We start from the raw sequence: 26352 nt of genomic DNA, 5'->3' as shown, positions 1-26352 counted from the left end.
CCGCGCTACTGCGCCCCGGGCCGCACCAGACCGCTCTCGTACGCGTACACCGCGGCCTGCACCCGGTCCCGAAGACCCAGCTTCGTCAGCACATGCCCCACATGCGTCTTCACCGTCGTCTCGCTCACGAACAGATCCGCGGCGATCTCCGCGTTGGAAAGCCCCCGAGCCACCAGCTTGAGGACCTCCACCTCCCGCTCGGTCAGCGTGTGCAGCGTGTCCGGCACCGGCTCGTCGCCGGACGGCAGATGCCCCGCGTACTTGTCGAGCAGCCGCCGCGTGATGCTCGGCGCCAGCATGGCCTCACCGGCCGCCACCACCCGGATGGCCTGCACCAGCTCGTTCGCCGGAGCGTCCTTCAGGAGGAAGCCGCTCGCGCCCGCGCGCAGCGCCTCCACCACGTACTCGTCGAGGTCGAACGTCGTCAGGACCAGCACCTTCGCCGGGCCGTCCCGGCCGGGCCCGGTGATCTGCCGGGTGGCCTCCACCCCGTCCATCCGCGGCATGCGGATGTCCATGAGGACCACGTCGGGCTGCAGGGCCCGCACCTGATCCAGAGCCTGCAGGCCGTCTCCGGCCTCGCCGACGACCGCGATGTCCTGCTCGGCCTCCAGGATCATCCGGAAACCCGTGCGCAACAGCGGCTGGTCGTCGACCAGTAGGACGCGGATGGCCACGTAACTCTCCTTCGCCTAGCCCGGGCCCATTCTGCCCTGCTCGTCGCCGCCCGACTCCGGCGGCCTCACCGCAAGCGGATACGGCGGGGGAGCGCCGCCGAATTCCGGACAGACGGCCCTGTGGTCGCACCAGCCGCACAGCTTCGTCGGCCGCGGCCGCCAGTCACCCGACTCGGTCGCGGCGACGATCGCCTCCCACAGCGCGAGCAGCTTGCGCTCCACCCGCTCCAGATCCGCCGGCACCGGGTCATACGTGATCACATCGCCGCTGCCCAGATACACCAGCTGGAGGCGGCGCGGCAGCACGCCCTTCAGCCGCCACACCATCAGGGCGTAGAACTTCATCTGGAACAGCGCGCCCTCCGCGTACTCCGGGCGGGGCGCCTTGCCCGTCTTGTAGTCCACGATCCGGACCTCGCCCGTGGGCGCGACGTCCACCCGGTCGATGATCCCGCGCAGCTTCAGACCGGACTCCAGCTCGGCCTGCACGAACAGCTCCCGCTCGGCGGGCTCCAGGCGCGTCGGGTCCTCAAGGGTGAACCACCGCTCGACAAGCCGCTCCGCGTCCGCCAGCCAGCGCGTCAGCCGCTCGCCCTCCGCGTCGTCCGCGAACAGCTCGGCCAGCTCCGGCTTCGCCTCCCGCAGCCGGTCCCACTGCCCCGGCACCAGGGCCTTGGCGCGCGGCGCGGTCCGCTCCGCCGCGGGCGCGTCGAAGAGCCGCTCCAGGACCGCGTGCACCAGGGTGCCGCGCGTGGCCGCCTCGCTCGGCTTCTCCGGCAGCTTGTCGATCACCCGGAAGCGATACAGCAGCGGACACTGCATGAAGTCGCTGGCGCGCGAGGGCGACAGCGAATTCGGGCGCGCGGCCGTCACGGACGCCACCGCGGCGTCGGTCCTGGTCTCCATGACGACAGACCCTACGACCCACCACTGACAACGGCCGCATACCATCGACGACAGACCCTCTCGCCCTGCATGATCGAGCGTGTACCCGCGCCCACGGCAGGAGCGGGGGACGCTTCGAACGAGGGGACACCGTGGACGAAAGCGGCGGGAGCGGCAGGCCGCAGTCCGACAGCACGCCCGAGCGCGATCCGGCGGGCGCCCATCCGGCACGCCCGGAAGCGGACGGTCCCGGCCCCGAGCCGACACCGGGCCCCACGGCCGGACCCCCGGAACGCACGCCGGACGCCAGGGCTCCGGAGCCCGCGCACACCAACGACGGACCCTCAAGTCCCTCGACGGACGGCACACCCACGGAACCCCCGACGGACCGCACACCCACGGACCTCACGGACCCCGCGAAGCCGACGCCCCCGCAGCCCGCGAAGCCCGCGCCCCCCGCCCCGGAACCGGCGCAGGGCTCCGAGCCCGAGGCCTACGAGCCCGCCGCCCCCGAGGCCGTGACGACTCCTTCCGAGCCAGGGGCGGCGCCCGCCCCGGAAGCTGCGACTGCCGCCCCGGAACCGGCGCACAGCCGAGAGCCCGACCCCGCACCCCCTGGAGCGGCCCCGCCCGAGCCCCGGACGGCGACCGCCCCGGAGCCCGTGCGGACCGAGGACCGCCCCCGCGTGGACACCTCCAAGCCGCGCCCCGCAGCGAGCTCCGGCCGCACCGGCGCCGACCCGGCCAAGGAACAGCCCAAGAACCCCGGCGGCGGCCTCCTCATGGGCCGCCCCTTCGGCGTGCCCGTGTACGTGGCACCCAGCTGGTTCCTCGTCGCCGCCCTCATCACCTGGGTCTTCGGCGACCAGCTCGACCGCGTCCTGCCCGAGCTCGGCGGCGCCCGCTACCTGGTCTCGCTGTTCTTCGCCGTCGCCTTCTACGCCTCCGTGCTCGTGCACGAACTCGCCCACACCGTCGCCGCCCTCCGCTTCAAGCTGCCGGTGCGCCGCATCCAGCTCCAGTTCTTCGGCGGCGTCAGCGAGATCGAGAAGGAGTCCGAGACCCCCGGCCGCGAGTTCGTCCTCGCCTTCGTCGGCCCCCTGCTCTCCCTCGTCCTCGCGGGCGTCTTCTACGTCGCCATGCGCGCCGTCGAACCCGACACCGTGCCCGGCGTCCTGCTCGCCGGCCTGATGATCTCCAACCTCATCGTCGCCGTCTTCAACCTGCTGCCCGGCCTGCCCCTGGACGGCGGCCGCATGCTCAGGGCCGTCGTCTGGAAGATCACCGGCAGGCCGATGAGCGGCACCGTCGCCGCCGCCTGGGTCGGCCGCGCCCTCGCCATCTCCGTCCTCGTCGGCCTGCCCGTCCTCAACCAGTCCGGCGCGCTCGGCGGCGACGCCCAGGACCTCGGCGGCATGGACACTGTCACCGACGCCCTGCTCGCCGCGATCCTCGCCGCCATCATCTGGACCGGCGCGGGCAACAGCCTGCGCATGGCCCGCCTCCGCGAGCACCTCCCCGAGCTGCGCGCCCGCGCACTGACCCGCCGGGCCGTCCCCGTCGAGACCGACACCCCGCTGTCCGAGGCACTGCGCCGCGCCAACGCCGCCGGGGCCCGCGCCCTCGTCGTCGTCGACACCGACGGCGACCCGCTCGCCGTCGTCCGCGAGGCCGCCATCGTCGGCGTGCCCGAGCACCGCCGCCCCTGGGTCACCGTCAGCGGCCTCGCCCAGGACATCACCGAAGGCATGCGCGTACCCGCCGACCTCGCGGGCGAGGAACTCCTCGACCGCCTCCGCGCCACCCCCGCCACCGAGTACCTCGTCGTCGAGCCCTCCGGCGAGATCTACGGCGTCCTGTCCGCGGCCGACGTCGAGCGCGCCTTCGTCAAGGCCATGGCCCGGCCGACCTGAGACACCACGCCCCGCCGGTGGTCGGCGGCACTCGCCACGGCCGGTAGGCTGGTCACATGTCCGAACCGACCGGTGCCGCCCGCCGTCGCGGGCCCTTCAAGGTCGGGGACCAGGTCCAGCTCACCGACCCCAAGGGACGCCACTACACGTTCACGCTCGAAGCCGGGAAGAATTTCCACACCCACAAGGGTTCCTTCCCGCACGACGAGCTGATCGGCGCGCCCGAGGGCAGTGTTGTCCGCACCACGGGGAACGTCGCGTACCTCGCGCTGCGCCCCCTGCTCCCCGACTACGTCCTGTCCATGCCCCGCGGCGCCGCCGTGGTCTACCCCAAGGACGCGGGGCAGATCCTGGCCTTCGCCGACATCTTCCCCGGCGCCCGCGTCGTCGAGGCCGGTGTGGGCTCGGGCTCGCTCAGCGCCTTCCTGCTGCGCGCCATCGGCGACCAGGGCATGCTGCACTCCTACGAGCGCCGCGAGGACTTCGCCGAGATCGCCCAGCAGAACGTGGAGCGCTACTTCGGCGGCCCCCACCCCGCCTGGCAGCTCACCGTCGGCGACCTCCAGGACAACCTGTCCGACACCGAGGTCGACCGCGTCATCCTCGACATGCTCGCCCCCTGGGAGTGCCTGGAGGCCGTCTCCAAGGCGCTCGTCCCCGGCGGCATCCTGTGCGCGTACGTCGCCACGACCACGCAGCTGGCCCGCACCGTCGAGTCCATCCGCGAGCTCGGCGGCTTCAACGAGCCGACCGCGTGGGAATCGATGATCCGCAACTGGCACATCGAGGGCCTGGCCGTCCGCCCCGACCACCGCATGATCGGGCACACCGGCTTCCTGCTCACCGCCCGCCGCCTCGCGGACGGCGTCGAGCCGCCCATGCGCCGCCGCCGCCCCGCCAAGGGCGCCTACGGCGACGACTACACCGGCCCGAACGCCGACGGCGGCAACCCCCGCTGACGCGAACGGCCCGGCACCACGGCGGCCACACCCGCCGTCTCCAACGCACCGGCGCCGCCGCCGAGTTCCCGAAGTAGCACGGGAACTCGGCGGCGGCGCCGTCCTGTTGGGCCCCCGCCACCAGGCCGTACCCCGGTGTTCCGCACCCCTGTGAGGTGTGACACGATGCTGGCCATCCCACCTCCACCGGCACAGCCCTCACAGGAGAAACTCCTCGTGCAGCACCCCGCCGTCCCGGAACTGGCTCACGCGGTGAACCAGCCGTGGGCCACGCGCCCCATCCACTGGGTCGCCACCGCGGCCGCCCTCGCCGCCGTCGTCGCGGCCTCCGCCTTCCTGCAGCCGGACCCGGCCACCGCCGCCCAGACGCGCACCGAAACGGAATCCAAGGCCGCCGCCCCCGCACCGGACCCGGCGACCATCGACTACCCGCTGAACTGCGGCACCGCCAAGCCCGTCGTGGCCCAGAAGGCCTCCGGCGACCTCGACGGCGACGGCCGCCCCGAAGCGGTCGCCGCCGTCCACTGCCGGGCCGGCTCCGGCACCCCGCCCGACGGCGTCTACGTCCTCACCCGGTCCCGCCAGGGCACCCCACGCATCGTGGCCACCCTCGTCGACCCCAAGGACCGCGTCACCGCCCAGGACCTGCGCGTGCGCGGCACCACCGTCTCCGCCACGCTCCTCGGCTACTCCTCGCCCGACGTGCCCCGCTGCTGCCCCGACCGGCGCGACGCGACCAAGTGGCGATGGAAGAACGGCGCGTTCACCCGCTCGACAAGCGGCGAGGCGCGCAGCGTGTAACGGCCCGGGCCCGGGCACCACCCGTCCCGCCCGGCGAAACCCGGCGACACCAAAGAGGGCCCGCATCCGCCTCACACGGCGGATACGGGCCCAGGTGACACGTGGTCGCTAACACAGCGAAGCTATTCGGTCACTCTGCGTCGGGCCCATAGACCTCGACCTTGTCCGAAACCCGACGTACGTGAATACAGTCCCCGGGGCACTCCTTCGCCGAGTCCACCACGTCCCGCAACAGCGGAAGCGGAACCGGCGTCGACGCCCCAGGAGCCTGCAACAGCTCGTCGTCCGCATCCTTCACATACGCCAGACCGTCAATGTCCAGCTCGAAGACCTCAGGCGCGTACTGGGCGCAGATCCCGTCCCCCGTACACAGATCCTGATCGATCCAGACCTCGAGGGAGTCCTGCCCCTCACCCACGGTCCGAGCATCCTGCCCCACGGTCATCTCTCCTGCCGAAACTGCGCCAGACCCGGCCGACTTTGCAGCAAGTCCGGCCACCCCTGACGGGTGTTGAACAGTTCGACCCTACAACCGGCAGCTTTCCGATGTTGTTCGGTGGGTATTCCCCTGGCGTGAGGGAGAGCGCAAGGGTGAAGATCGGACACACCCCCACCGTCTTTGTGATCTAGGGGTTTCAATCAGCACCCACCCAGGTAGGGTCAGGAAGCGTCCAGCTCCCCTTGGAGGAGGTGAGGACCGTGGCAGCCCACGACGACGACATCAACCGCGGCATCCGGCCGGGGCGAGGGTCTGAAGACCCTGCCGGTCAGGTTGCCTATCTCGAGCAGGAAATCGCCGTCCTGCGACGCAAGCTCGCCGACTCTCCGCGGCACACGAGGATTCTCGAAGAGCGGATCGTCGAGCTGCAGACCAACCTGGCCGGCGTATCGGCACAGAACGAACGGCTCGCGAACACGCTCCGCGAGGCCCGCGACCAGATCGTGGCCCTCAAGGAGGAAGTCGACCGGCTCGCACAGCCCCCGGCAGGCTTCGGAGTCTTCCTCACGGCGAATGAGGACGGCACCGCCGACATCTTCACCGGCGGTCGCAAACTCCGCGTGAACGTCAGCCCAAGCGTCGACCTCGACGAGCTCAGGCGCGGCCAGGAAGTCATGCTCAACGAAGCGCTCAACGTGGTCGAGGCCATGGAATACGAGCGCGTCGGAGACATCGTCACCCTCAAGGAGATCCTCGAGGACGGCGAACGGGCCCTCGTGCTCGGGCACACCGACGAAGAGCGGGTGGTCAGGCTCGCCGAGCCGCTCCTGGACGTCACCATCCGCCCCGGAGACGCCCTCCTGCTCGAACCCCGCTCCGGCTACGTCTACGAGGTCGTACCGAAGAGCGAAGTAGAGGAACTGGTCCTCGAAGAAGTCCCGGACATCAGCTACGACAAGATCGGCGGCCTCGGCGGCCAGATCGAGATGATCCGCGACGCCGTCGAGCTCCCCTACCTCTACCCCGACCTCTTCAAGGAGCACGAACTCAGGCCCCCCAAGGGCGTCCTGCTCTACGGCCCTCCCGGCTGCGGCAAGACGCTCATCGCCAAGGCCGTCGCCAACTCCCTTGCCAAGAAGGTCGCAGAGGTCACCGGTCAGCCGACCGGAAAGAGCTACTTCCTCAACATCAAGGGACCCGAGCTCCTCAACAAGTACGTCGGCGAGACCGAGCGCCACATCCGCCTGGTCTTCCAGCGAGCCCGCGAGAAGGCGAGCGAAGGCACCCCCGTCATCGTCTTCTTCGACGAGATGGAATCCCTCTTCCGCACCCGCGGCAGCGGCGTCAGCTCGGACGTGGAGAACACCATCGTCCCGCAGCTGCTCGCCGAGATCGACGGCGTGGAAGGCCTGGAGAACGTCATCGTCATCGGCGCCTCCAACCGCGAGGACATGATCGACCCCGCCATCCTGCGCCCCGGACGCCTCGATGTGAAGATCAAGATCGAGCGCCCGGACGCCGAGGCGGCCAAGGACATCTTCGCCAAGTACCTCACCGAGCGCCTCCCGCTGCACGGCGACGACCTCGCCGAGCACGGCAGCGACAAGAGCGCCACGGTCCACGCCATGATCCAGTCCGTCGTCGAGCAGATGTACGCCGAATCCGAGGAGAACCGCTTCCTCGAAGTCACCTATGCCAACGGCGACAAGGAAGTCCTCTACTTCAAGGACTTCAACTCCGGCGCCATGATCGAAAACATCGTCGGCCGCGCCAAGAAGATGGCCATCAAGGCCTTCCTCGAACAGAACCAAAAGGGCCTCAGGGTCGCTCACCTCCTCCAGGCTTGCATCGACGAGTTCAAGGAGAACGAGGACCTGCCCAACACCACCAACCCGGACGACTGGGCCCGTATCTCCGGAAAGAAGGGCGAGCGGATCGTATACATCCGTACGCTCGTCACCGGAAAGCAGGGCGCCGACACCGGACGCTCCATCGACACGGTGGCCAACACCGGTCAGTACCTGTAGGAAATAGGGCGGCTGCGGGTGCCCTCCACGGGTACCCGCAGCCGACTGTTTTCCGCCGCTCGCGGACACCTCGCGGCCGCGTCCGCAACCCAGCGAGAGCAAAGCAGAAAATGATCTCCCCACCAGCGCAGAGGCGTTCTAGGCTCTTTCCTACCGCCGAGTCGCGCAGTGCGGGGACGGGCACCGCACACGCACCGGAGCACCAGCGGTACTTGAGCTGCGCCCCCGACCGAGGGCGCCGCCGGGCAAGGAGGGCCGCATGACCGTACGGCGAGTAATGGGCATCGAGACGGAGTACGGAATCTCCGTCCCCGGCCACCCCAACGCCAATGCCATGCTCACCTCGTCCCAGATCGTCAACGCCTACGCCGCGGCGATGCACCGGGCGCGACGCGCCCGCTGGGACTTCGAGGAGGAGAACCCGCTGCGGGACGCACGGGGCTTCGACCTCGCCCGCGAAGCCGCCGACGCCAGCCAGCTCACCGACGAGGACATCGGCCTCGCCAACGTCATCCTCACCAACGGGGCCCGCCTCTACGTCGACCACGCACACCCCGAATACAGCGCGCCCGAGGTCACCAACCCCCGCGACGCCGTCCTCTGGGACAAGGCCGGCGAGCGCATCATGGCCGAGGCCGCCGAGCGCGCCGCCCAGCTCCCCGGCGCCCAGCCGATCCACCTCTACAAGAACAACACCGACAACAAGGGCGCCTCCTACGGCACGCACGAGAACTACCTGATGAAGCGGGAGACCCCCTTCTCGGACATCGTGCGCCACCTCACGCCCTTCTTCGTATCCCGCCAGGTCGTCACCGGCGCCGGGCGCGTCGGCATCGGCCAGGACGGCCACGAGCACGGCTTCCAGCTCAGCCAGCGCGCCGACTACTTCGAGGTCGAGGTCGGCCTGGAGACCACCCTCAAGCGGCCCATCATCAACACCCGCGACGAGCCCCACGCCGACGCCGAGAAGTACCGCCGCCTGCACGTGATCATCGGCGACGCCAACCTCTCCGAGATCTCCACCTATCTGAAGCTCGGCACCACGTCCCTCGTCCTCGCCATGATCGAGGACAGCTTCATCGCCGTGGACCTCGCCGTCGACCAGCCCGTCCGCACCCTCCACCAGATCTCGCACGACCCGTCCCTCCAGCGCCTGATCACTCTCCGTAGCGGCCGCACTCTGACGGCCGTACAACTCCAGATGGAGTACTTCGAGCTCGCCCGGAAGTACGTCGAAGAGCGCTACGGAGCCGACGCCGACGAGCAGACCAAGGACGTCCTGACCCGCTGGGAGGACGTCCTCAACCGCCTGGAGCACGACCCCATGAGCCTCTCCGGAGAGCTCGACTGGGTCGCCAAGCGAGAACTCATGGAGGGCTACCGCCGCCGCGACGGCCTCGACTGGGACGCCGCCCGGCTGCACCTGGTCGACCTCCAGTACGCCGACGTGCGCCCCGAGAAGGGCCTCTACAACCGCCTCGTGGCCCGCGGCAAGATGAAGCGACTCCTGGACGAGCCCGCCGTCGAGCGGGCCCGCACCAAGCCCCCCGAGGACACCCGCGCCTACTTCCGCGGCCGCTGCCTGGAGCAGTACGCCGACGACGTAGCGGCCGCCTCCTGGGACTCGGTGATCTTCGACCTTCCCGGCCGGGACTCCCTCCAGCGGGTCCCGACCCTGGAGCCCCTTCGCGGAACGCGTAATCACGTGAAGGAGCTGCTCGACCGGTGCCGCACGGCGGAAGATCTGGTCCGCGTGCTCTCCGGAGGCTGAAGCGCGGCTGAAAGCGCGACGGCCGGGGAATCACAGAGGTGGGCCCCGCACGTTGCATCAAGTGCGGGGCCGATGTCGGACCCGGATTGTAGGGTCTGATCAAGAACGTCTAACCGAGCGGGGTGAGGTAGATGGCGACCAAGGACACCGGCGGCGGACAGCAGAAGGCGACGCGCTCCACCGAGGAGGTCGAGGAGCAGACCCAGGACGCGCAGGCATCCGAGGACCTCAAGGAACGCCAGGAGAAGCTGAGCGACGACGTCGACTCGGTACTTGACGAAATTGACGATGTACTCGAGGAGAACGCAGAGGATTTCGTGAGGTCATTTGTGCAAAAAGGCGGAGAATGACCTCAATGTCCGATTCTGGGGTGGGGAAGCAATGCTCGGGATGCCAGCGAACATTGCCCCTCGCTTCATTCGCCCGGGACAAGAATCGGCGTGACGGTCTCCAGGTGCGTTGTCGGGAGTGCGTGGCGGAATACGGCGCCGCGCGCTACCGCAGGCGCAGAGAGGCCGAAGGCAAGGCGGTCCGGGAGAAGGCGGACGTGCCGGACGGGCACAAGCGCTGTCCTCAGTGCGAGGAAGTGAAGCCTCACTCCGAGTGGGAACTGAACTCCACGTCGTCGGATGGCCACGCCAGCTATTGCAAGCCGTGCCGGGCCGAGCGGAATCAGCACGGCTACTTCAAGCGCAAGTACGGGCTCACCATGGAAGACCGGGACGAGATGATCGCCGCGCAGAAGGGGCTCTGCGTGATCTGTCTCAAGGCTCCGCCCGCGCACGTGGATCACTGTCACGAGACGGGTAAGGTCCGTGGCGTACTGTGCTTCAACTGCAATTCGGCCATCGGCAAGTTGGGAGATGATCCTGACGCTCTCCGTCGGGCCATCAGCTACTTGGAAGGAAACCCGTGGAAGCCAACACTCGTAGCACCGGGCGTCTACCGGCTGCCTTCCTGACGCCTGGGTCCTCGTCCTTCGTGGACTTCCTCTCCGTGCACCAGCCGGAACTGCTCCCGGGCAAGCGGACGTTGCCGCCGACGCAGGGCGTGATCGAGGCGCCGCACGGCACGACCATCGTCGCGACGACGTTCCCGGGCGGCGTGGTGCTGGCCGGTGACCGGCGCGCGACGATGGGGAACGTCATCGCCCAGCGGGACATCGAGAAGGTGTTTCCGGCCGACGAGTACTCGGCGGTGGGCATCGCCGGTACGGCCGGTCTTGCCGTGGAGATGGTCAAGCTGTTCCAGCTGGAGCTCGAGCACTTCGAGAAGGTCGAGGGCGCCCAGCTCTCCCTCGAGGGCAAGGCGAACCGCCTGTCGACCATGATCCGGAGCAATCTGGGCATGGCGATGCAGGGCCTGGCCGTGGTCCCGTTGTTCGCGGGGTATGACGTGGACCGCGAGCGGGGCCGGATCTTCTCGTACGACGTGACGGGTGGCCGCAGCGAGGAGCACGGCTTCGCGGCGACGGGTTCGGGTTCGGTGTTCGCGCGCGGCTCCATGAAGAAGCTGTACCGCGAGGACCTGACGGAGGAGCAGGCGACGACGCTGGTCGTGCAGGCGCTGTACGACGCGGCGGACGACGATTCCGCGACCGGCGGTCCGGATGTGGCGCGTCGGATCTATCCCATCGTGACGGTGATCTCCGAGGACGGCTTCCGGAGGCTGACGGAGGAGGAGTCCTCCGCGATCGCGCGCTCGATCCTGGAGCGGCGTCTTGAGCAGCCGGACGGTCCTCGCGCCGCGCTGCTCTGAGTACTCCGTTGTTGTTGTGAAGTTTTGACAGAAAGGGACGGATAGCCGGTGTCGACGCCGTTCTATGTCTCACCCCAGCAGGCCATGGCCGACCGGGCGGAGTATGCCCGCAAGGGCATCGCTCGCGGTCGCAGTCTGGTTGTGCTGCAGTACGCCGACGGCATTGTGTTCGTCGGTGAGAACCCGTCCCGTGCGCTGCACAAGTTCAGCGAGATCTATGACCGGATCGGTTTCGCGGCGGCTGGTAAGTACAACGAGTACGAGAACCTTCGTATTGGCGGTGTCCGCTACGCGGATCTGCGGGGGTATACGTACGACCGTGACGATGTGACGGCCCGTGGTCTGGCGAACGTGTACGCGCAGACGTTGGGCACGATTTTCTCCTCCAACGCGGAGAAGCCGTATGAGGTGGAGCTGGTCGTCGCGGAGGTCGGTACGACTCCGGACGGGGACCAGATCTACCGGCTGCCGCACGACGGCTCGATCGTGGACGAGCACGGCTCGGTCGCGGTGGGGGGCAATGCGGAGCAGATCAGCACCTTCCTGGACCAGCGGCATCGGGACGGGATGACGCTCGCGGAGGCGCTGAAGCTGGCGGTGCAGTCGCTGTCACGGGATACGAACGGCAGTGAGCGGGAGATTCCGGCGGAGCGTCTCGAAGTGGCGGTTCTGGACCGGACGCGGCCGCAGCAGCGCAAGTTCAAGCGGATCGTGGGCCGTCAGCTGGAGCGGTTGCTCGGTGCGGAGGGTGCGGCGGGGTCGTCTTCGGACGCGGAGGCCGATGCCGAGTCGGGTGAGGGTTCCGAGGGCGGTTCGTCCCAGGAGTAGTCCGGGAGCGGGCCGAGGGTCCGTGCAGAGCCCCGTGCTCCGGTGCGTCAGCGCCGGGGTGCGGGGCTCTGTGCTGTGGAGCCGCGGACGATGAGCTGGACGGGCAGGGGTGCGGGCTGGGGGGTGCGTCCGGCGAGGACGTCGAGGAGGGTGGTCATGGCTTGTTCGCCGAAGTCCTCGGCGGGCAGGCGGACGGTGGTGAGTTCGGGTTCGACGGCGGTGGCGAGGGTGAGGTCGTCGAAGCCGGTGATGCTGAGGTCGTCGGGGACGTGCAGGCCGAGGCGGCGTGCGGCCTTGCAGGCGCCCGCGGCGAGGACGTCGTCGTCGCAGATGAGGGCGGTGGGGCGGGGGCCGGGTGCGGTGAGCGCGGCTTCGGTGGCGGTGCGGGCGTCGTCGACGGTGAGGTCGGCCTTGACGGTGCGGTGTCGTGCGCCGGTGCCGTGGAGGGTGGTGGCGAGGGTGCGGCGGCGTACGTCGAAGGTCCAGGAGTCGATGTCGGCGGTGAGGTGGAGCAGGTCGCGGTGGCCGAGGTCGAGGAGGTGTTCGGCTGCCTGGCGGGTGCCGTCGGCGATGTCGAGGTTGACGGTGGCGGCGCCGAGGCTGTCGGCGGGGTCGCTGTCGAGCATGACGAGGGGGAGGGCGTCGCCGCGGAGGGTGGCGAGGGCGTCGGAGGCCATGGAGGAGGCGAGGACGCCGTCGAGGGCGGCGCGGGCGGAGTCGAAGGGGTCGCTGACGCGGGAGGCCTGGGTGGGGGCTCCGCTGGGGCCGACGCTGTCGGGGGAGGGGTAGAGGACGACGCTGAAGCCGTGGCGGGCGGCGACGCGGGCGGCGCCGGTGTGCAAGCGGGCGAAGAACTCGTTGGTGAGGGCGGGGACGACGAGGAGGGCGGTGCGGGTGCGGCCGAGGCGGAGGTTGCGGGCGGCGAGGTTGGGGCGGTAGCCGAGTTCGCGGGCGGTGGTGCGGACGCGTTCGGCGGTGCGCTCGGCGACGCGGCCGTGCCATTTGTCGCCGAGGACGAGGGAGACGGTGGCCTGGGAGACGCCGGCGGCGCGGGCGACGTCGCGGCTGGTGGGGCGGGGGGCCGTGGTGTCGTGCGGGGGCGTGGCCACGGACGTCTCCTGGTGGGGTGGTCGCCGCTGTGGGCGGGGTGCTTGGTGGACGGGGATCAGCGCTCATGGTACGTATGACGCGCGACGTTATACGTAACACTTGGGGCGCTGTGGCGCACGGGCGGGCGAGGAGAGCTCACTGATGGCTTCCGGTTACGGCGAGATCCTGCGTGCGCGGTACGCGACGCGGCTGCTCGCGGGCACGCTTGTGGGCCGCCTGCCCAATGCGACGGCGGCGATCGCCATCGTCCTCTTCGTGCGCGCGGAGGGCGGGACGTACAGCCTGGCGGGTGCGCTCGCGGCGGTGTACGGGGTGGCGACGGCGGTGGGGCAGCCGCTCCTCGGGCGTCTTGTGGATCTGTACGGACAGCCGAGGGTGATGCTTCCGGCGGCGGTGGCGTCGGCGCTCGGCATGGCGCTCTTCGCGGTCACCGGGCCGGACGTGCCGGTCGCCGCGTATCTGGCGATGGTGATCGCCGGTGTGTTCACACCGCCTCTGGAGGGCGGTCTGCGGGCGCTGTGGTCGGATGTGCTCGGCAAGGAGGAGCAGGTCCACACGGCGTACGCGATGGACGCGGTGGCGCAGGAGGTGATGTTCACGGTCGGGCCGCTCCTGGTGACGGGCATCGTGTCGCTGTGGTCGGCGCAGGCGGCGCTCCTGGTGGTGAACGCCATCGGGGTGCTCGGTGCGCTTTCGGTGGTGGTGTCGCGGCCTTCGCGCGCCTGGCGCTCGGCGCCCCGGGAGGCGCATTGGCTCGGTGCCCTGCGCTCGCCGGGGCTGCTCGCGCTGCTCGGGGCGTTCCTGTGCGTGGGGACGGCGCTGGGGGCGATCACGGTGGCGGGTGTCAGCTACGCGGACGGGCACGGTGGCGACGCGGTGTACGGCTGGATGATGGCGGGCCTTGGCCTCGGTGCGCTGCTCGGCGGTGTGGTCTACGGGGCGCGGCAGTGGAGCGGTGTGCCGGAGCGGCGTCTCGTGGTGTTGGTGGCGTTGCTCGCGGTCTTCTATCTGCCGCTGGTGCTCACGCCGGGCGCGGTGGGGATGGTGGTGCTGACGTCGCTGGCGGGGGTGTTCCTGGCACCGGCGCTCGCGTGTGCGTTCATCGTGGTGGACCGGCACGCTCCGCGGGGCACGGTCACGGAGGCGTTCTCGTGGCTGGTGACGACGTTCACGGTGGGGACGGCGGTGGGTACGGCTGCCGGTGGGCCGGTGGTCGAGCGGGGCGGTGCGGAGTGGGGGTTCGCGGTGCCGGGCCTCGCCGGGGTGGCGGCGGTGGTGGTGTTGTTGTGCACCAGGAGGGTGCTCGCGGTGAGTGGTGCGGGTGTGGTCGTCGCGGCCGACACAGGTGTGGGCTCTTCGGAAACTGATCGAAACGGTACTGTCGAACCCGGTTTCAGTGCGGGGCATCGGGCGTAATGTTCTGGCATGGACCGCCGCATTTTCGGGCTGGAGAACGAGTACGGTGTCACGTGCACGTTCAGGGGACAGCGCCGTCTGTCGCCTGACGAAGTGGCGCGCTACCTCTTCCGCCGTGTTGTGTCATGGGGCCGCAGCAGCAACGTCTTTCTGCGGAACGGCGCCCGCCTGTATCTGGACGTGGGCTCACACCCGGAATACGCAACACCCGAGTGTGACAACGTGACCGAGCTGGTCACCCACGACAAGGCCGGCGAGCGCATTCTGGAAGGCCTGCTCGTCGACGCCGAGCGCCGCCTGCACGAGGAGGGAATCGCGGGCGACGTCTATCTGTTCAAGAACAACACCGACTCGGCGGGAAACTCATATGGTTGCCATGAGAACTATCTCGTGGCACGCCATGGTGAGTTCTCGCGGCTCGCGGACATCCTCATTCCGTTCCTCGTCACCCGGCAACTGCTGTGCGGTGCGGGCAAGGTGCTCCAGACGCCGCGGGGCGCCGTCTACTGCGTGAGTCAGCGGGCGGAGCACATCTGGGAGGGTGTGTCGTCGGCGACGACGCGCTCCCGGCCCATCATCAACACGCGTGACGAGCCGCACGCGGACGCCGAGCGCTACCGCCGTCTGCACGTGATCGTCGGCGACTCGAACATGTCCGAGACGACGATGCTCCTGAAGGTCGGCGCGACCGATCTGGTGCTCCGCATGATCGAGGCGGGCACGGTGATGCGGGATCTGACGCTGGAGAACCCGATCCGGGCGATCCGTGAGGTCAGCCACGACACGACGGGCCGCCGCAAGGTGCGCCTCGCCAGCGGCCGGGAGGCCTCGGCCCTCGAGGTCCAGCGGGAGTACTACGAGAAGGCGGTCGACTTCGTCGAGCGCCGCGGCATCCGCACGGGCACGGTCGAGCGGGTCCTGGAGCTGTGGGGGCGCACGCTCGACTCGATCGAGTCCGAGGACCTGGACCGCATCGCCACGGAGATCGACTGGGTGATGAAGTACAAGCTCATCGAGCGGTACCGGGCGAAGAACAACATGACGATGTCGCACCCGAGGGTCGCGCAGATAGACCTCGCGTACCACGACATCCACCGCCGTCGCGGCCTGTACTACCTGCTTGAGCGGAAGGGGCAAGCCGCGCGGATCTGCAACGACTTGAAGATCTTCGAGGGCAAGTCGGTGCCGCCGCAGACGACCCGGGCGCGGCTGCGCGGTGACTTCATCCGTCGGGCCCAGGAGCAGCGCCGGGACTTCACGGTGGACTGGGTGCATCTGAAGCTGAACGACCAGGCGCAGCGCACGGTGTTGTGCAAGGACCCGTTCCGTTCGGTGGACGACCGGGTGGAGAAGCTGATCGCCGGGATGTGAGGGAGCGGCGGGCCCGGCCCGCCGCCGTTCGGCCGGTCCTCGGGGCCGGTGAGACGTCAGTGCGTGGCGGGAACGCAACGCGGGGCGCCGTACGTTCCTCGTGCGGCGCCCTTCTCACTGCGTAGAGTTGCGCGCACGCCAACTGACAAGATCGAACGATACGAGGCCCCCACCGTGCGCCGACGCTCACTCCTCCTGGCCGTTCCGGCCGGCCTGCTGACCCTGGCCGGATGTGGTGACGACAAGTCCGACAAGGCCAAGTCCAAGGACAGCAGCTCCCCGACGAATTCCACGCCTCCCAAGGGCAAGATCGTCGACGGCCCTGTGCCCGAGATCACGAAGGGCACGAAGTTCGGCGAGAAGCCGACGGTGGCCAAGGGTTCCGGCAAGCCGTCCTCCGACCTCGCGGTGAAGACGATCATCGCAGGCAAGGGCGTCGAGGTCGCCAAGGGCGACTATCTCCAGGCCCACTATCTGGGCCAGATCTGGGACACCGCGAAGGTCTTCGACAACTCCTACGACCGCAAGGCGCCCACGATCTTCCCGATCGGCGTCGGTCAGGTCATCCCGGGCTGGGACCAGGGCCTGGTCGGCAAGAAGGTCGACAGCCGCGTCGAGCTCGCCATCCCCCCGGTCCTCGGGTACGGCAAGGAGGGCAACAAGCAGGCGGGTATCAAGGGCACGGACACCCTGGTGTTCGTCGTCGACATCGTGAACACGTACGGCCCGAAGAGCTCCGCCAAGGGCGACGGCGTCGCGCAGGACAACAAGGACCTGCCGAAGGTGGGGACGAACACCGACGGCAAGGCCCCCAAGGTCGACGTGCCGAAGACGGACGCCCCCAAGAAGGTCGTGGCGACGTACGTCATCGAGGGCGACGGCGACGTGGTCAAGGAGAGCGACACGCTCCTGTGCCAGTACAAGGGCGTGCTGTGGGCGGACGGCAAGGAGTTCGACTCCTCGTACAAGAGCGGTCAGCTCGCGCAGTTCCAGCTCGCTCAGGTCATCCCGGGCTGGCGCCAGGGTCTGACCGGCAAGAAGGTCGGCAGCCGCGTCCTGGTCGTCGTGCCGCCGAAGGACGGGTACGCGGACAAGCCGCCGCAGGGCAGCCCCATCAAGAAGGACTCCACGCTGGTCTTCTCGGTGGACATCCTCGCCAAGATGTGAGGTCGCGGGATGCGAGACTGTCCCGGTTGCCCATAACGCACATAAGCAGGAGTTTTTCGTGAACATCGACAAGCCCGAGATCGACTTCCCCGTCGGTGAGGCCCCCTCCGAGCTGCAGATCAAGGACCTCTGGGAGGGCGACGGCGCCGAGGCCAAGGCGGGCGACTTCGTCAAGGTCCACTATGTGGGCGTGTCCTTCTCCACCGGTGAGGAGTTCGACGCGTCCTGGAACCGCGGCAACCCGCTGGAGTTCCAGCTCGGTGCCGGTCAGGTCATCGCGGGCTGGGACCAGGGCGTGCAGGGCATGAAGGTCGGCGGCCGTCGCGAGCTGACCATCCCGGCGCACCTGGCGTACGGCGACCGCGGTGCCGGTGGCGGCCGCATCGCCCCGGGCGAGACGCTGATCTTCGTCTGCGACCTCGTGTCCGTCTGAGACGGCTGACCCGGCCGCGGCGGTTCTCGCCGTCCGGCCGGATGTGTCCGTGGAGGGCCTGTGCCGGTGCCGGCGCGGGCCCTCCCGTCTGCCGGCGGCGGCCTCGGCGGATCCCCGCCGGGGGCGTACGCTGTGCCCTCGGCTTTTGCCACGACACGCCGTAGCGGTACGGTCATCGTTCGGAAGCACTGGTGAGTGGGGCACCTGGTGGCGGCGGGCGGTCGCCCACCGGGGAGCAGGGCCGAGAAAGGGCGTCGATGGCCATTGCCAAGGCCGAGCGGCTGATGAGTCTGGCGCTGTGTCTGCTCGGGACGAGGCGTCCGCTCAGCAAGCGTGAGCTTCGGGAGTCGATCGAGGCGTATGTCGAGGCCTTCGGGCCGGGCAGAGGCATGCCCTTCGGGCCGGGCCGGGCGGCGGCCGGTGGGCCGGGTGCCGCGGCGTCGGCGGCCGAGGAGTCCTTCAACCGCATGTTCGAGCGCGACAAGGACGATCTGCGGGAGCTGGGCCTCGTCATCGAGACGGTGGAGAACCTGGACGGCGAGACGGGCTATCTGGCCCGCCGGGACAGCAACCGGCTGCCGCCGATCACGCTCGACGCCGAGGAGGCGGCGGCGCTCGGCCTCGCCGCGAAGGTGTGGCAGCAGGCGAGGCTGGCCGGTGCCGCGAGCGGGGCGCTGCACAAGCTGCGGGCGGCGGGTCTGCCCGAGGGCGTGGACCCCTACGAGGCGCACGGCGCCCTCGAACCGCGCATCCCCGTGCACGAGGCCGCGTTCGAGCCCCTGATGCTGGCCTGCCGTGACCGCAGGCCCGTCGTCTTCGACTACCGCAAGGCGACCGCGGCCCGGCCCGAGCAGCGGCATGTCGAGCCGTGGGCGCTGGAGTGCTGGCGCGGCCACTGGTATCTGGCGGGCTGGGACCGGGACCGCGAGGACGAGCGGGTCTTCCGGCTGTCCCGCATCACGGGCAAGGTCCGCTCGCGGGCGGGCAAGTTCCGGGCCGAGGTGCCCGACGTGGTGACGGTGCGGGAGACCGTGGCGAGCTGGGCGGGTGAGAAGGCGGACCGCACCGCGCTGATCCGGCTGCGCAAGGGAGCGGGCTATCCGCTGCGCGCGCGGGCCGTCGGCGTGCGGGAGCTGGACGGCGGCTGGGACGAGCTGGAGATTCCGTACGGGCACGGGCTCGATGCCTGGCTGGTGGAGTTCGGGCCCGACGTGGTGGTGCTCGAGCCCGCCGAGCTGCGGGCCGATGTGATGGACCGGCTGCGTGCCGTGGCCAAGGGCTGAGGGGACGAGAGCGAGCAATGGCCGCGAACGCCATCGACCAGACCCGGCGGATGTTGTCCCTGGTGACGTATCTGCGCGAGCGCCCCGGGGCGCGCGTCGCGGATGTCGCGCGGGCCTTCGGCATCAGTCAGGACGAGCTGATCTCCGACCTGGACGTGCTGCCGCTGTGCGGGACGAGCTTCCGCGGGGGTGATCTGCTCGACATCGACACGGACGGCGACCGCATCTGGTGGCACAATCCGGACGCGCTCGGGGCGGACGCCGCGGAGCCGCTGCGGCTCGCCGCCGACGAGGCGACGGCGCTGCTGGTGGCGGCGCGCGCGGTGGCGACCCTGCCGGGGCTGCGCGAGGGCGACCGGCTCGCGCTGCTGCGGGCCACCGCGAAGCTGGAGGCGGCGGCCGGTGAGGCGGCCGGTGCCAGCTCGCGCCTGTCGGTGACCTTCGAGTCCGAGGGCGGTGTCTTCGCCGATGTGGACCGGGCGATCTCGGAGCGGCGCAGGCTGTGGATCCGCTACTACTCGCCCGCGCGCGACGAGCTGACCGAGCGCGAGATCGACCCGATCCGCCTGGTGAGCGTGGGCCACACGTATGTGGAGGCGTGGTGCCGCCGCTCCGAGGCGCGGCGCACCTTCCGCCTCGACCGGGTCGCCGAGATCAAGGTCCTGGACGAGCCGTCCGCGCCGCCCGAGATCGAGCTGCGGGACCTGTCGGAGGCGCTGGTGCAGCCCGCCGCCGAGGACCCCGAGGTGGTCGTGGAGGTCGGTCCGGGCGGTCGCTGGGTCGCGGAGTACTACCCGCACGACAGCGCGGAGGAGCTGCCCGACGGGGGGCTGCGGATCACGCTGCGCACCCCGGAGCCCGCCTCGCTGCGCCGCCTCGCGCTGCGCCTGGGCGGCGACGGCCGGATCGTCTCGCCGCAGGACTTGGCGGACAGCGCCCGGCAGGCCGCCCGGGAGGCGCTGGCCGCGTACGACGAGCTGCCGTACGGGGACGAGCGGGACGGGCGTGCGCCGCTCGCGCCGGGTCCCGGCGCGACGGGTGAGCGTGGGGCGTGAGGGCGCGCGGCACGGTGACAGGGCGCACGGGGGCGGAGCGTCCGCTGGCCGGCGTCCGTAGCCGGGGTGCCCTGAGGGCGCGGACGGCGGTGGACGGCGGCCGGGGCCGGGTGCGGGGGAGCGGTGCCGGCCGACGCGGGTGCGCGGCGGTCCCGGGAGCGGTGGCCGGCGGCGCGGGCGCGGGGTGCGTTCCGTTCTCGGCAGGGCGTGACCGTGTGTCGTCGGGCGGGTTCGCGCCCCGGCCTGACCGTGGGTCATCGGACCAGTTCCGGCCGGGGCGCGACCACGGGGCCCGACGCGACCCCTCTGCCGTGTGCGACCGCGTGCCCGGCCGTGGCCGTGCGCCGGGGCACGACCGTGCGCCGAAGCGGTGGCGCGGGCCGGGGTGCGACCGTGTGCCGAGGCACGACGGCGGGGCGCGACGCGGGACGGGGCCGCGGCCGACCGGGGTGAGGCGGCGGCGCCCGCGTGGTGGTGCGTGGGAACCCGCGCGGTGGAGTGCGGAGAGCGCGGAGAACAGAGCCGAGGAGACTTGCGCAGTATGTCACTGATGCCCCTTACGCCCCGCCCGGTGGCCGTCCTCTTCAAGGCCGCCTGCCCCGACTGCCGCGCGCGTTTCGAACTGGCGGCGGGCGCGCTGCGGTTGGCGATCGGTGCCAGCCGCCGCACCACCTTCTACTCCTTCACCTGTCCCGAGTGCGGCACCGCCGTGCGCAAGCCCGCGGGGGAGCGCATCGTCGAGCTCCTCACCGGCGGCGGGGTACGGACGCTGCGCCTGCACTCGACCGTCTAGGCTCGACGCATGTTCTGGGCGATGCTGGCGGTGGCCGTGGGATTCTGCGGTCTCGCCGTTCTGGGTGTGTTCGCGATCAAGGTCTTCGTGGAGGCCCAGCGGCTCGGGCGCCAAGTGACCGAGACCACACGGCGGATCAACCGTGCGGCCGAGGACCTGGAGCGGGCGGCGGCCGGTGTGGCCAAGGCGAGCCGGGACGTCGGCTGAGCGCGTGGAGGCGTCGGCTCCGGGACCGCGGGGCGACTTGCCGAGGTGGCCGTTGTCCATCGCCATGCGGCCTGCCGCCTGCCCCGACCCTCCGGGTACGCTGCTGAAGTGGTCCGAAATGTGAGGCGCGGGCCGCAACTGGGAGTATGCACGGGGATTGCCCCGCGTTTACTCCAGGGGGTTACGATCGCTGCCAAGCCCGGTGGTCGGACGACTGTCCGACAGCCGGTCCCGAAATCTGACGCCTCGGTGAAGAAGGTAGACAGCTATGGGTAGGCTCGGCCCCACCGAGATCATCCTGATCCTCGTCATCCTGGTCCTGCTCTTCGGTGCGAAGAAGCTCCCGGACATGGCCCGGTCCCTCGGCAAGTCGGCGCGCATCCTCAAGAGCGAGGCCAAGGCGATGAAGTCGGACGGCAAGCAGGACGAGGCCGCCCCGGCCGACCCGCCCGCCGACAACTCCACTCCGCAGCAGCGCACCATCCAGGCCGCTCCCGGCGATGTGAGCAGCTCCCGTCCGGTCGCCGAGCCGACCGACCACACGACGAAGCGCTGACCCAAGGCCGGCCCCGACGGTCGGCCTGCCGCACGAGATGAGGACGTGGGTTGCTCAAGTCTGCCCGCAAGAAGGAGAGGGACCCCGAGGGGCGGATGCCTCTCGCGGACCATTTGCGTGAGCTCCGCAACCGGCTCGCGAAGGGAATGCTGGCGATCGTCGTCGTGTCGATCGTCGCCGCGTTCTACAGCGAGGAACTCATGGAGTTCCTCTCCGACCCGGTGCCGCGCTGCGAGGACGGAAAGCCCACCACCGGCGGTGTCTGCGCCAAGGTCGCGTACATGGACCTGCTCTCACCGTTCACCACCACGGTGAAGGTGTCCCTCATGGTCGGTGTCGTGGTGGCCAGCCCGGTCTGGCTGTACCAGCTCTGGGCCTTTGTCGCGCCCGGCCTGCACAAGCACGAGCGCAAGTACACCTATGCCTTCGTCGCCGCCGCCGTGCCGCTGTTCTTCGGCGGCGCCTGGCTGGCGTACGAGATCATGCCCATCAGCATGCGGGTGCTGCTGAGCATCACTCCGGACGGCTCGGAGAACATCCTGCCGATGGACAAGATCCTGGACTTCAGCGTCCGGATGGTCCTGGTCTTCGGTGTCTCCTTCGAACTGCCACTGCTGCTCGTCATGTTGAACATGACGGGCATCGTCACCGGACGCCGCATGCTCACCTGGTGGCGCGGTGTCGTGATGGGCGTGTTCATCTTCGGCGCCGTGGCGACCCCGACCACCGACCCGTTCGGCATGATCGCCCTCGCGGGCCCCATCGTGGTCCTGTACTTCCTGGCCGTCGGGTTCTCCGTCCTCAACGACAAGCGCCGCCGCCGCGCCGACCCGGACGCGGAGCTGGACGACGACGAGGCCTCCGACCTCGACCTCACGCCGCAGCGCGTGGACGACATCGAGCCCGTCCCCGCGGCCAAGGCCGTACCGGAGCAGGTGAACGGCGACAGCGGCCGCTCGTCGAAGTACAACGGCTACGACGACGTCACCTGACCCAAGCGCCACCGGGAGCGCACCGGAGTACAGGGGCCGGACGCCCATCGCGTCCGGCCCCTTCTGGTTGGCGGGCGGCTCGCTGTGTAGGGTCCGCCCCGTGACCAGCGAGATCACCCTCTTCGTGAATCCCACCGCGGGCCGCGGCCGCGGCGCGCACGCCGCCCAGCCCGCCGCCGCGGCGCTGCGCGCGTCCGGGTTCTCCGTGCGCACCGTCATCGGCGAGGACGCCGGGGACGCGCTGCGCCGGGCCCGCGCCGCCGTCGACGGCGGCACCGGGGCGCTGATAGCCGTCGGCGGCGACGGCATGGCGAACCTCGCCCTCCAGGCCGTGGCCGGGACCCGCACCCCCCTCGGGGTGATCGCCGTGGGCACCGGCAACGACTTCGCGCGCGCCCTCGGCCTGCCCGTGCGCGCGCCCGCGGCCGCGGGCGCGCTGGTCGCCGACGCGCTCAAGGGCGCCCGGGTGCGGGACGTCGACCTCGGCCGGGTGGGGGAGACCTGGTTCGGCACGGTGCTCGCCTCCGGCTTCGACTCGCGGGTCAACGACCGCGGCAACCGCATGCGCCGGCCCACCGGACGCTTCAAGTACGACCTGGCGATGGTCGCCGAACTCGCCGCCTTCAAGCCCATCCCGTACCGCCTCACGCTGGACGGCGGCGCGGTGCGCGAGATCGAGGCCACGCTGGTCGCGGTCGGCAACGGCTCCTCGTACGGCGGCGGGATGCGGATCTGCGCCGGGGCCGACATGAGCGACGGCCTCTTCGACATCACGGTCGTCGGCGCCTGCGGCCGCGGCACGCTCCTGACGGTCTTCCCGCGCGTCTACAAGGGCACGCACCTGGACCACCCCAAGGTCACCGTGCACCGCGCCGCGAAGGTCGAGCTCGCCGCCGCGGACGTCACCGGGTACGCCGACGGGGAGCGGCTCGGGGCGCTGCCCCTGACGGCGCGGTGCGTCCCCGCGGCCGTCCGCGTGCTCGCGCCCTGACCCGGCGTCCGACCGGGAGCCGACCCCTCTGACCTGGGGATTCCATGCCGCCCCCGATAATGATCGTCCGATGTCGGCGGTGGCCGGTAGGCTCGAAAGCACGATGACAGAGGACCTCTCACCGGCCGAGCGATATGCGGCAGCGCGGCAGCGCGCTGCCGAGCAGGCCACCGCGCTCGCGTCCTTCCGCGCGATGTACGAATTCGGCCTCGACCCCTTCCAGATCGAGGCCTGCCAGGCGCTCGAAGCGGGCAAGGGCGTGCTGGTCGCCGCGCCCACGGGCTCCGGCAAGACGATCGTCGGCGAGTTCGCCGTGCACCTCGCCCTGCTGCAGGGCAAGAAGTGCTTCTACACCACGCCGATCAAGGCGCTCTCCAACCAGAAGTACGCCGATCTCGCCAAGCGCTACGGCGCGGACCAGGTCGGCCTGCTCACCGGTGACAACAGCGTCAACTCCGAGGCGCCGGTGGTCGTCATGACCACCGAGGTCCTGCGGAACATGCTGTATGCGGGCTCGCAGTCGTTGCTCGGCCTCGGCTATGTCGTCATGGACGAGGTGCACTACCTCTCGGACCGCTTCCGGGGCGCCGTCTGGGAGGAAGTGATCATCCACCTGCCGGAGTCGGTCACCCTGGTCTCCCTCTCGGCCACGGTGTCGAACGCCGAGGAGTTCGGCGACTGGCTCGACACGGTCCGGGGCGACACCGAAGTGATCGTCTCCGAGCACCGGCCGGTGCCGCTGTTCCAGCACGTCCTCGCCGGACGGCGGATGTACGACCTGTTCGAGGAGGAGGGCCGCCGCAAGACGGTCAACCCCGATCTGACCCGCATGGCCCGCATGGAGGCCAGCCGGGGGTACAACCCGCGCGAGCGCCGCAAGGGCAAGATGGTCCGCGAGGCCGACCGCGAGCGCGAGCGCCGCCAGCGCTCCCGGATCTGGACGCCCTCGCGCCCCGAAGTCATCGAGCGGCTCGACGCCGAGGGCCTGCTGCCCGCCATCACCTTCATCTTCAGCCGCGCCGGCTGCGAGGCCGCCGTCCAGCAGTGCCTGTACGCGGGCCTGCGGCTCAACGACGACGCCGCGCGTCTGGCGGTCCGCGAGCTGGTCGAGGAGCGCACGGCCTCCATTCCGAACGAGGACCTGCACGTCCTCGGGTACTACGAGTGGCTGGAGGGCCTGGAGCGCGGCATCGCCGCCCACCACGCGGGCATGCTGCCCACCTTCAAGGAAGTCGTGGAGGAGCTGTTCGTCCGGGGCCTGGTCAAGGCCGTCTTCGCCACGGAGACCCTCGCCCTCGGCATCAACATGCCCGCGCGCAGCGTGGTCCTGGAAAAGCTCGTGAAGTGGAACGGCGAACAGCACGCCGACATCACCCCCGGCGAGTACACCCAGCTGACCGGCCGCGCCGGACGCCGCGGCATCGACGTCGAGGGCCACGCGGTGGTGCTCTGGCAGCGCGCCATGAGCCCCGAGCACCTGGCGGGCCTCGCGGGCACGCGCACCTATCCGCTGCGCTCCAGCTTCAAGCCGTCGTACAACATGGCGGTGAATCTGGTCGCGCAGTTCGGCCGCCACCGCTCGCGCGAGCTCCTGGAGACGTCCTTCGCGCAGTTCCAGGCGGACCGCTCGGTCGTCGGCATCTCCCGCCAGGTGCAGCGCAATGAGGAGGGCCTGGAGGGCTACAAGGCCTCCATGACCTGCCACCTCGGCGACTTCGAGGAGTACGCGCGACTGCGCAGGGACCTCAAGGACCGCGAGACCGAGCTGGCCAAGCAGGGCGCCGTGCAGCGCAGGGCCGCGGCCGCGGCCGCCCTGGAGAAGCTCAAGCCGGGCGACGTGATCCACGTGCCGACGGGCAAGTACGCGGGCCTCGCCCTGGTCCTCGACCCGGGCCTGCCCGCCGGGCGGGCCAACGGGCACCGCGGCTTCGACCACCAGGACGGCCCGCGCCCCCTGGTGCTCACCGCCGAGCGGCAGGTCAAGCGGCTCGCCGCGATGGACTTCCCGGTGCCGGTGGAGGCCGTGGAGCGGATGCGCATCCCCAAGTCGTTCAACGCGCGCTCCCCGCAGTCGCGTCGCGACCTGGCCTCGGCGCTGCGCACCAAGGCCGGGCACATCGTGCCCGAGCGGCACCGCAAGGGCCGCGCGGCCGCCGCCGACGACCGCGAGATCGCCCGGCTGCGCACCGAGTTGCGCGCCCACCCCTGCCACGGCTGCGACGAGCGCGAGGACCACGCCCGCTGGGCCGAGCGCTACCACCGCCTCAAGCGCGACACGCACCAGCTGGAGCGCCGCATCGAGGGCCGGACGAACACCGTCGCGCGCACCTTCGACCGCATCGTCGCCCTCCTCACCGAGCTGGACTATCTGCGCGGCGACGACGTCACCGAGCACGGCAAGCGCCTCGCCCGGCTGTACGGCGAGCTGGACCTGCTCGCCAGCGAATGCCTGCGCGCCGGGGTCTGGGAGGGCCTCGACCCGGCCGAACTGGCCGCGTGCGTCTCGGCGTTGGTGTACGAGGCGCGGCTCAGCGACGACGCGCTCGCGCCGAAGCTGCCCTCCGGCAAGGCCAAGGCCGCGCTCGGCGAGACGGTCCGCATCTGGGGCCGCCTCGACGCGCTCGAGGAGGAGTTCCGGATCAGCCAGACCGAGGGCGTCGGGCAGCGCGAGCCCGACCTGGGCTTCGCCTGGGCGGCGTACATGTGGGCGAGCGGCAAGGGCCTCGACGAGGTGCTGCGCGAGGCGGAGATGCCCGCCGGTGACTTCGTGCGCTGGTGCAAGCAGGTCATCGACGTCCTGGGGCAGATCTCCGCGGCGGCCTCCGGCGAGGGCGGCACCGTCGCCAGGAACGCGCGCAAGGCGGTCGACCAGCTGCTGCGCGGAGTGGTGGCGTACAGCTCCGTCGGCTGAGCGCGGCGC

Annotated in this window: 25 protein-coding genes; 21 read left to right on the top strand and 4 right to left on the bottom strand. The window is 70.5% G+C overall.

Annotated elements, in window-relative coordinates; genetic code table 11:
• Positions 1 to 5: 5 nt before the first annotated feature.
• Entirely contained in the window at positions 6 to 677 is a 672-nt protein-coding gene (locus tag CP982_RS09580; protein WP_016639462.1) for a response regulator, read from the bottom strand.
• A gap of 15 nt (positions 678 to 692) precedes the next feature.
• Positions 693 to 1583, bottom strand: a complete 891-nt coding sequence (locus CP982_RS09575) for a RecB family exonuclease (protein WP_150510115.1) — start codon at positions 1581 to 1583, stop codon at positions 693 to 695.
• A gap of 131 nt (positions 1584 to 1714) precedes the next feature.
• Between CP982_RS09575 and CP982_RS09570 the strand changes: the two genes are divergently transcribed.
• From CP982_RS09570 to CP982_RS09560, 3 genes are all read left to right on the top strand, one after another.
• Positions 1715 to 3475, top strand: coding sequence for a site-2 protease family protein (locus tag CP982_RS09570; RefSeq protein ID WP_150510114.1), 1761 nt, complete (start codon positions 1715 to 1717; stop codon positions 3473 to 3475).
• Between the two features lie 56 nt (positions 3476 to 3531).
• A complete protein-coding gene (locus tag CP982_RS09565) occupies positions 3532 to 4434 on the top strand; it encodes a tRNA (adenine-N1)-methyltransferase (RefSeq protein WP_030684343.1) in 903 nt (300 codons plus the stop codon).
• A gap of 216 nt (positions 4435 to 4650) precedes the next feature.
• The gene (locus tag CP982_RS09560; protein WP_150510113.1) at positions 4651 to 5235 is read left to right on the top strand and encodes a hypothetical protein; all 585 of its coding nucleotides are present in this window, start codon (positions 4651 to 4653) and stop codon (positions 5233 to 5235) included.
• A gap of 130 nt (positions 5236 to 5365) precedes the next feature.
• On the opposite strand, the gene CP982_RS09555 is transcribed toward CP982_RS09560, so the two are convergent.
• Positions 5366 to 5680, bottom strand: a complete 315-nt coding sequence (locus CP982_RS09555; RefSeq protein WP_150510112.1) for a ferredoxin — start codon at positions 5678 to 5680, stop codon at positions 5366 to 5368.
• Between the two features lie 254 nt (positions 5681 to 5934).
• On the opposite strand from CP982_RS09555, the gene arc reads away from it, so the two are divergent.
• From arc to prcA, 6 genes are all read left to right on the top strand, one after another.
• Positions 5935 to 7701: a proteasome ATPase gene (gene arc / locus CP982_RS09545; RefSeq protein WP_150510111.1), complete on the top strand. Its 1767-nt coding sequence runs from the start codon at positions 5935 to 5937 to the stop codon at positions 7699 to 7701.
• Between the two features lie 259 nt (positions 7702 to 7960).
• A complete protein-coding gene (gene dop / locus CP982_RS09540; RefSeq protein ID WP_342355617.1) occupies positions 7961 to 9472 on the top strand; it encodes a depupylase/deamidase Dop in 1512 nt (503 codons plus the stop codon).
• A 131-nt stretch (positions 9473 to 9603) separates the two neighbouring features.
• Positions 9604 to 9822, top strand: a complete 219-nt coding sequence (locus CP982_RS09535) for a ubiquitin-like protein Pup (protein WP_006350198.1) — start codon at positions 9604 to 9606, stop codon at positions 9820 to 9822.
• A 5-nt stretch (positions 9823 to 9827) separates the two neighbouring features.
• Positions 9828 to 10433, top strand: coding sequence for an endonuclease domain-containing protein (locus tag CP982_RS09530; RefSeq protein WP_150510110.1), 606 nt, complete (start codon positions 9828 to 9830; stop codon positions 10431 to 10433).
• Positions 10385 to 11230, top strand: a complete 846-nt coding sequence (gene prcB / locus CP982_RS09525) for a proteasome subunit beta (RefSeq protein WP_150510109.1) — start codon at positions 10385 to 10387, stop codon at positions 11228 to 11230. Before CP982_RS09530 ends, prcB begins: the two co-directional genes overlap by 49 nt.
• Positions 11231 to 11278: 48 nt before the next feature.
• Positions 11279 to 12058 carry a proteasome subunit alpha gene (gene prcA, locus CP982_RS09520; protein ID WP_150510108.1) on the top strand — a complete coding sequence of 260 codons (780 nt, stop codon included), beginning with the start codon at positions 11279 to 11281 and terminating at the stop codon, positions 12056 to 12058.
• 47 nt (positions 12059 to 12105) lie between these two features.
• On the opposite strand, the gene CP982_RS09515 is transcribed toward prcA, so the two are convergent.
• A complete protein-coding gene (locus tag CP982_RS09515) occupies positions 12106 to 13167 on the bottom strand; it encodes a LacI family DNA-binding transcriptional regulator (protein ID WP_150510107.1) in 1062 nt (353 codons plus the stop codon).
• A gap of 142 nt (positions 13168 to 13309) precedes the next feature.
• Between CP982_RS09515 and CP982_RS09510 the strand changes: the two genes are divergently transcribed.
• From CP982_RS09510 to CP982_RS09455, 12 genes are all read left to right on the top strand, one after another.
• Positions 13310 to 14584, top strand: a complete 1275-nt coding sequence (locus CP982_RS09510; protein WP_150510106.1) for an MFS transporter — start codon at positions 13310 to 13312, stop codon at positions 14582 to 14584.
• A 9-nt stretch (positions 14585 to 14593) separates the two neighbouring features.
• Positions 14594 to 15955: a Pup--protein ligase gene (gene pafA / locus CP982_RS09505; protein WP_138958692.1), complete on the top strand. Its 1362-nt coding sequence runs from the start codon at positions 14594 to 14596 to the stop codon at positions 15953 to 15955.
• 174 nt (positions 15956 to 16129) lie between these two features.
• Positions 16130 to 17122: an FKBP-type peptidyl-prolyl cis-trans isomerase gene (locus CP982_RS09500; protein ID WP_150510105.1), complete on the top strand. Its 993-nt coding sequence runs from the start codon at positions 16130 to 16132 to the stop codon at positions 17120 to 17122.
• Positions 17123 to 17180: 58 nt separating this feature from the next.
• Positions 17181 to 17555, top strand: coding sequence for an FKBP-type peptidyl-prolyl cis-trans isomerase (locus CP982_RS09495; protein ID WP_150510104.1), 375 nt, complete (start codon positions 17181 to 17183; stop codon positions 17553 to 17555).
• Between the two features lie 257 nt (positions 17556 to 17812).
• Positions 17813 to 18838 (top strand): helix-turn-helix transcriptional regulator, encoded by a 1026-nt coding sequence (locus CP982_RS09490; RefSeq protein ID WP_150510103.1) that lies wholly within the window; start codon positions 17813 to 17815, stop codon positions 18836 to 18838.
• A gap of 17 nt (positions 18839 to 18855) precedes the next feature.
• Positions 18856 to 19893, top strand: coding sequence for a helix-turn-helix transcriptional regulator (locus tag CP982_RS09485; RefSeq protein ID WP_229879028.1), 1038 nt, complete (start codon positions 18856 to 18858; stop codon positions 19891 to 19893).
• 550 nt (positions 19894 to 20443) lie between these two features.
• Positions 20444 to 20686 carry a phage terminase large subunit family protein gene (locus tag CP982_RS09480; RefSeq protein WP_225987050.1) on the top strand — a complete coding sequence of 81 codons (243 nt, stop codon included), beginning with the start codon at positions 20444 to 20446 and terminating at the stop codon, positions 20684 to 20686.
• A 9-nt stretch (positions 20687 to 20695) separates the two neighbouring features.
• Positions 20696 to 20893 (top strand): hypothetical protein, encoded by a 198-nt coding sequence (locus CP982_RS09475; RefSeq protein ID WP_150510102.1) that lies wholly within the window; start codon positions 20696 to 20698, stop codon positions 20891 to 20893.
• A gap of 268 nt (positions 20894 to 21161) precedes the next feature.
• Entirely contained in the window at positions 21162 to 21449 is a 288-nt protein-coding gene (gene tatA / locus CP982_RS09470; RefSeq protein ID WP_144002497.1) for a Sec-independent protein translocase subunit TatA, read from the top strand.
• 50 nt (positions 21450 to 21499) lie between these two features.
• Positions 21500 to 22441 carry a twin-arginine translocase subunit TatC gene (gene tatC, locus CP982_RS09465; RefSeq protein WP_483409922.1) on the top strand — a complete coding sequence of 314 codons (942 nt, stop codon included), beginning with the start codon at positions 21500 to 21502 and terminating at the stop codon, positions 22439 to 22441.
• Positions 22442 to 22541: 100 nt separating this feature from the next.
• Positions 22542 to 23432 (top strand): diacylglycerol kinase, encoded by an 891-nt coding sequence (locus CP982_RS09460; protein ID WP_150510101.1) that lies wholly within the window; start codon positions 22542 to 22544, stop codon positions 23430 to 23432.
• Positions 23433 to 23535: 103 nt separating this feature from the next.
• Positions 23536 to 26343: a DEAD/DEAH box helicase gene (locus CP982_RS09455; RefSeq protein ID WP_229879027.1), complete on the top strand. Its 2808-nt coding sequence runs from the start codon at positions 23536 to 23538 to the stop codon at positions 26341 to 26343.
• Positions 26344 to 26352: the final 9 nt, after the last annotated feature.

The organism is Streptomyces spectabilis, assembly GCF_008704795.1.
GTDB classification, from domain to species: domain Bacteria; phylum Actinomycetota; class Actinomycetes; order Streptomycetales; family Streptomycetaceae; genus Streptomyces; species Streptomyces spectabilis.
This window is presented reverse-complemented; position numbering and strand designations above follow the sequence as displayed.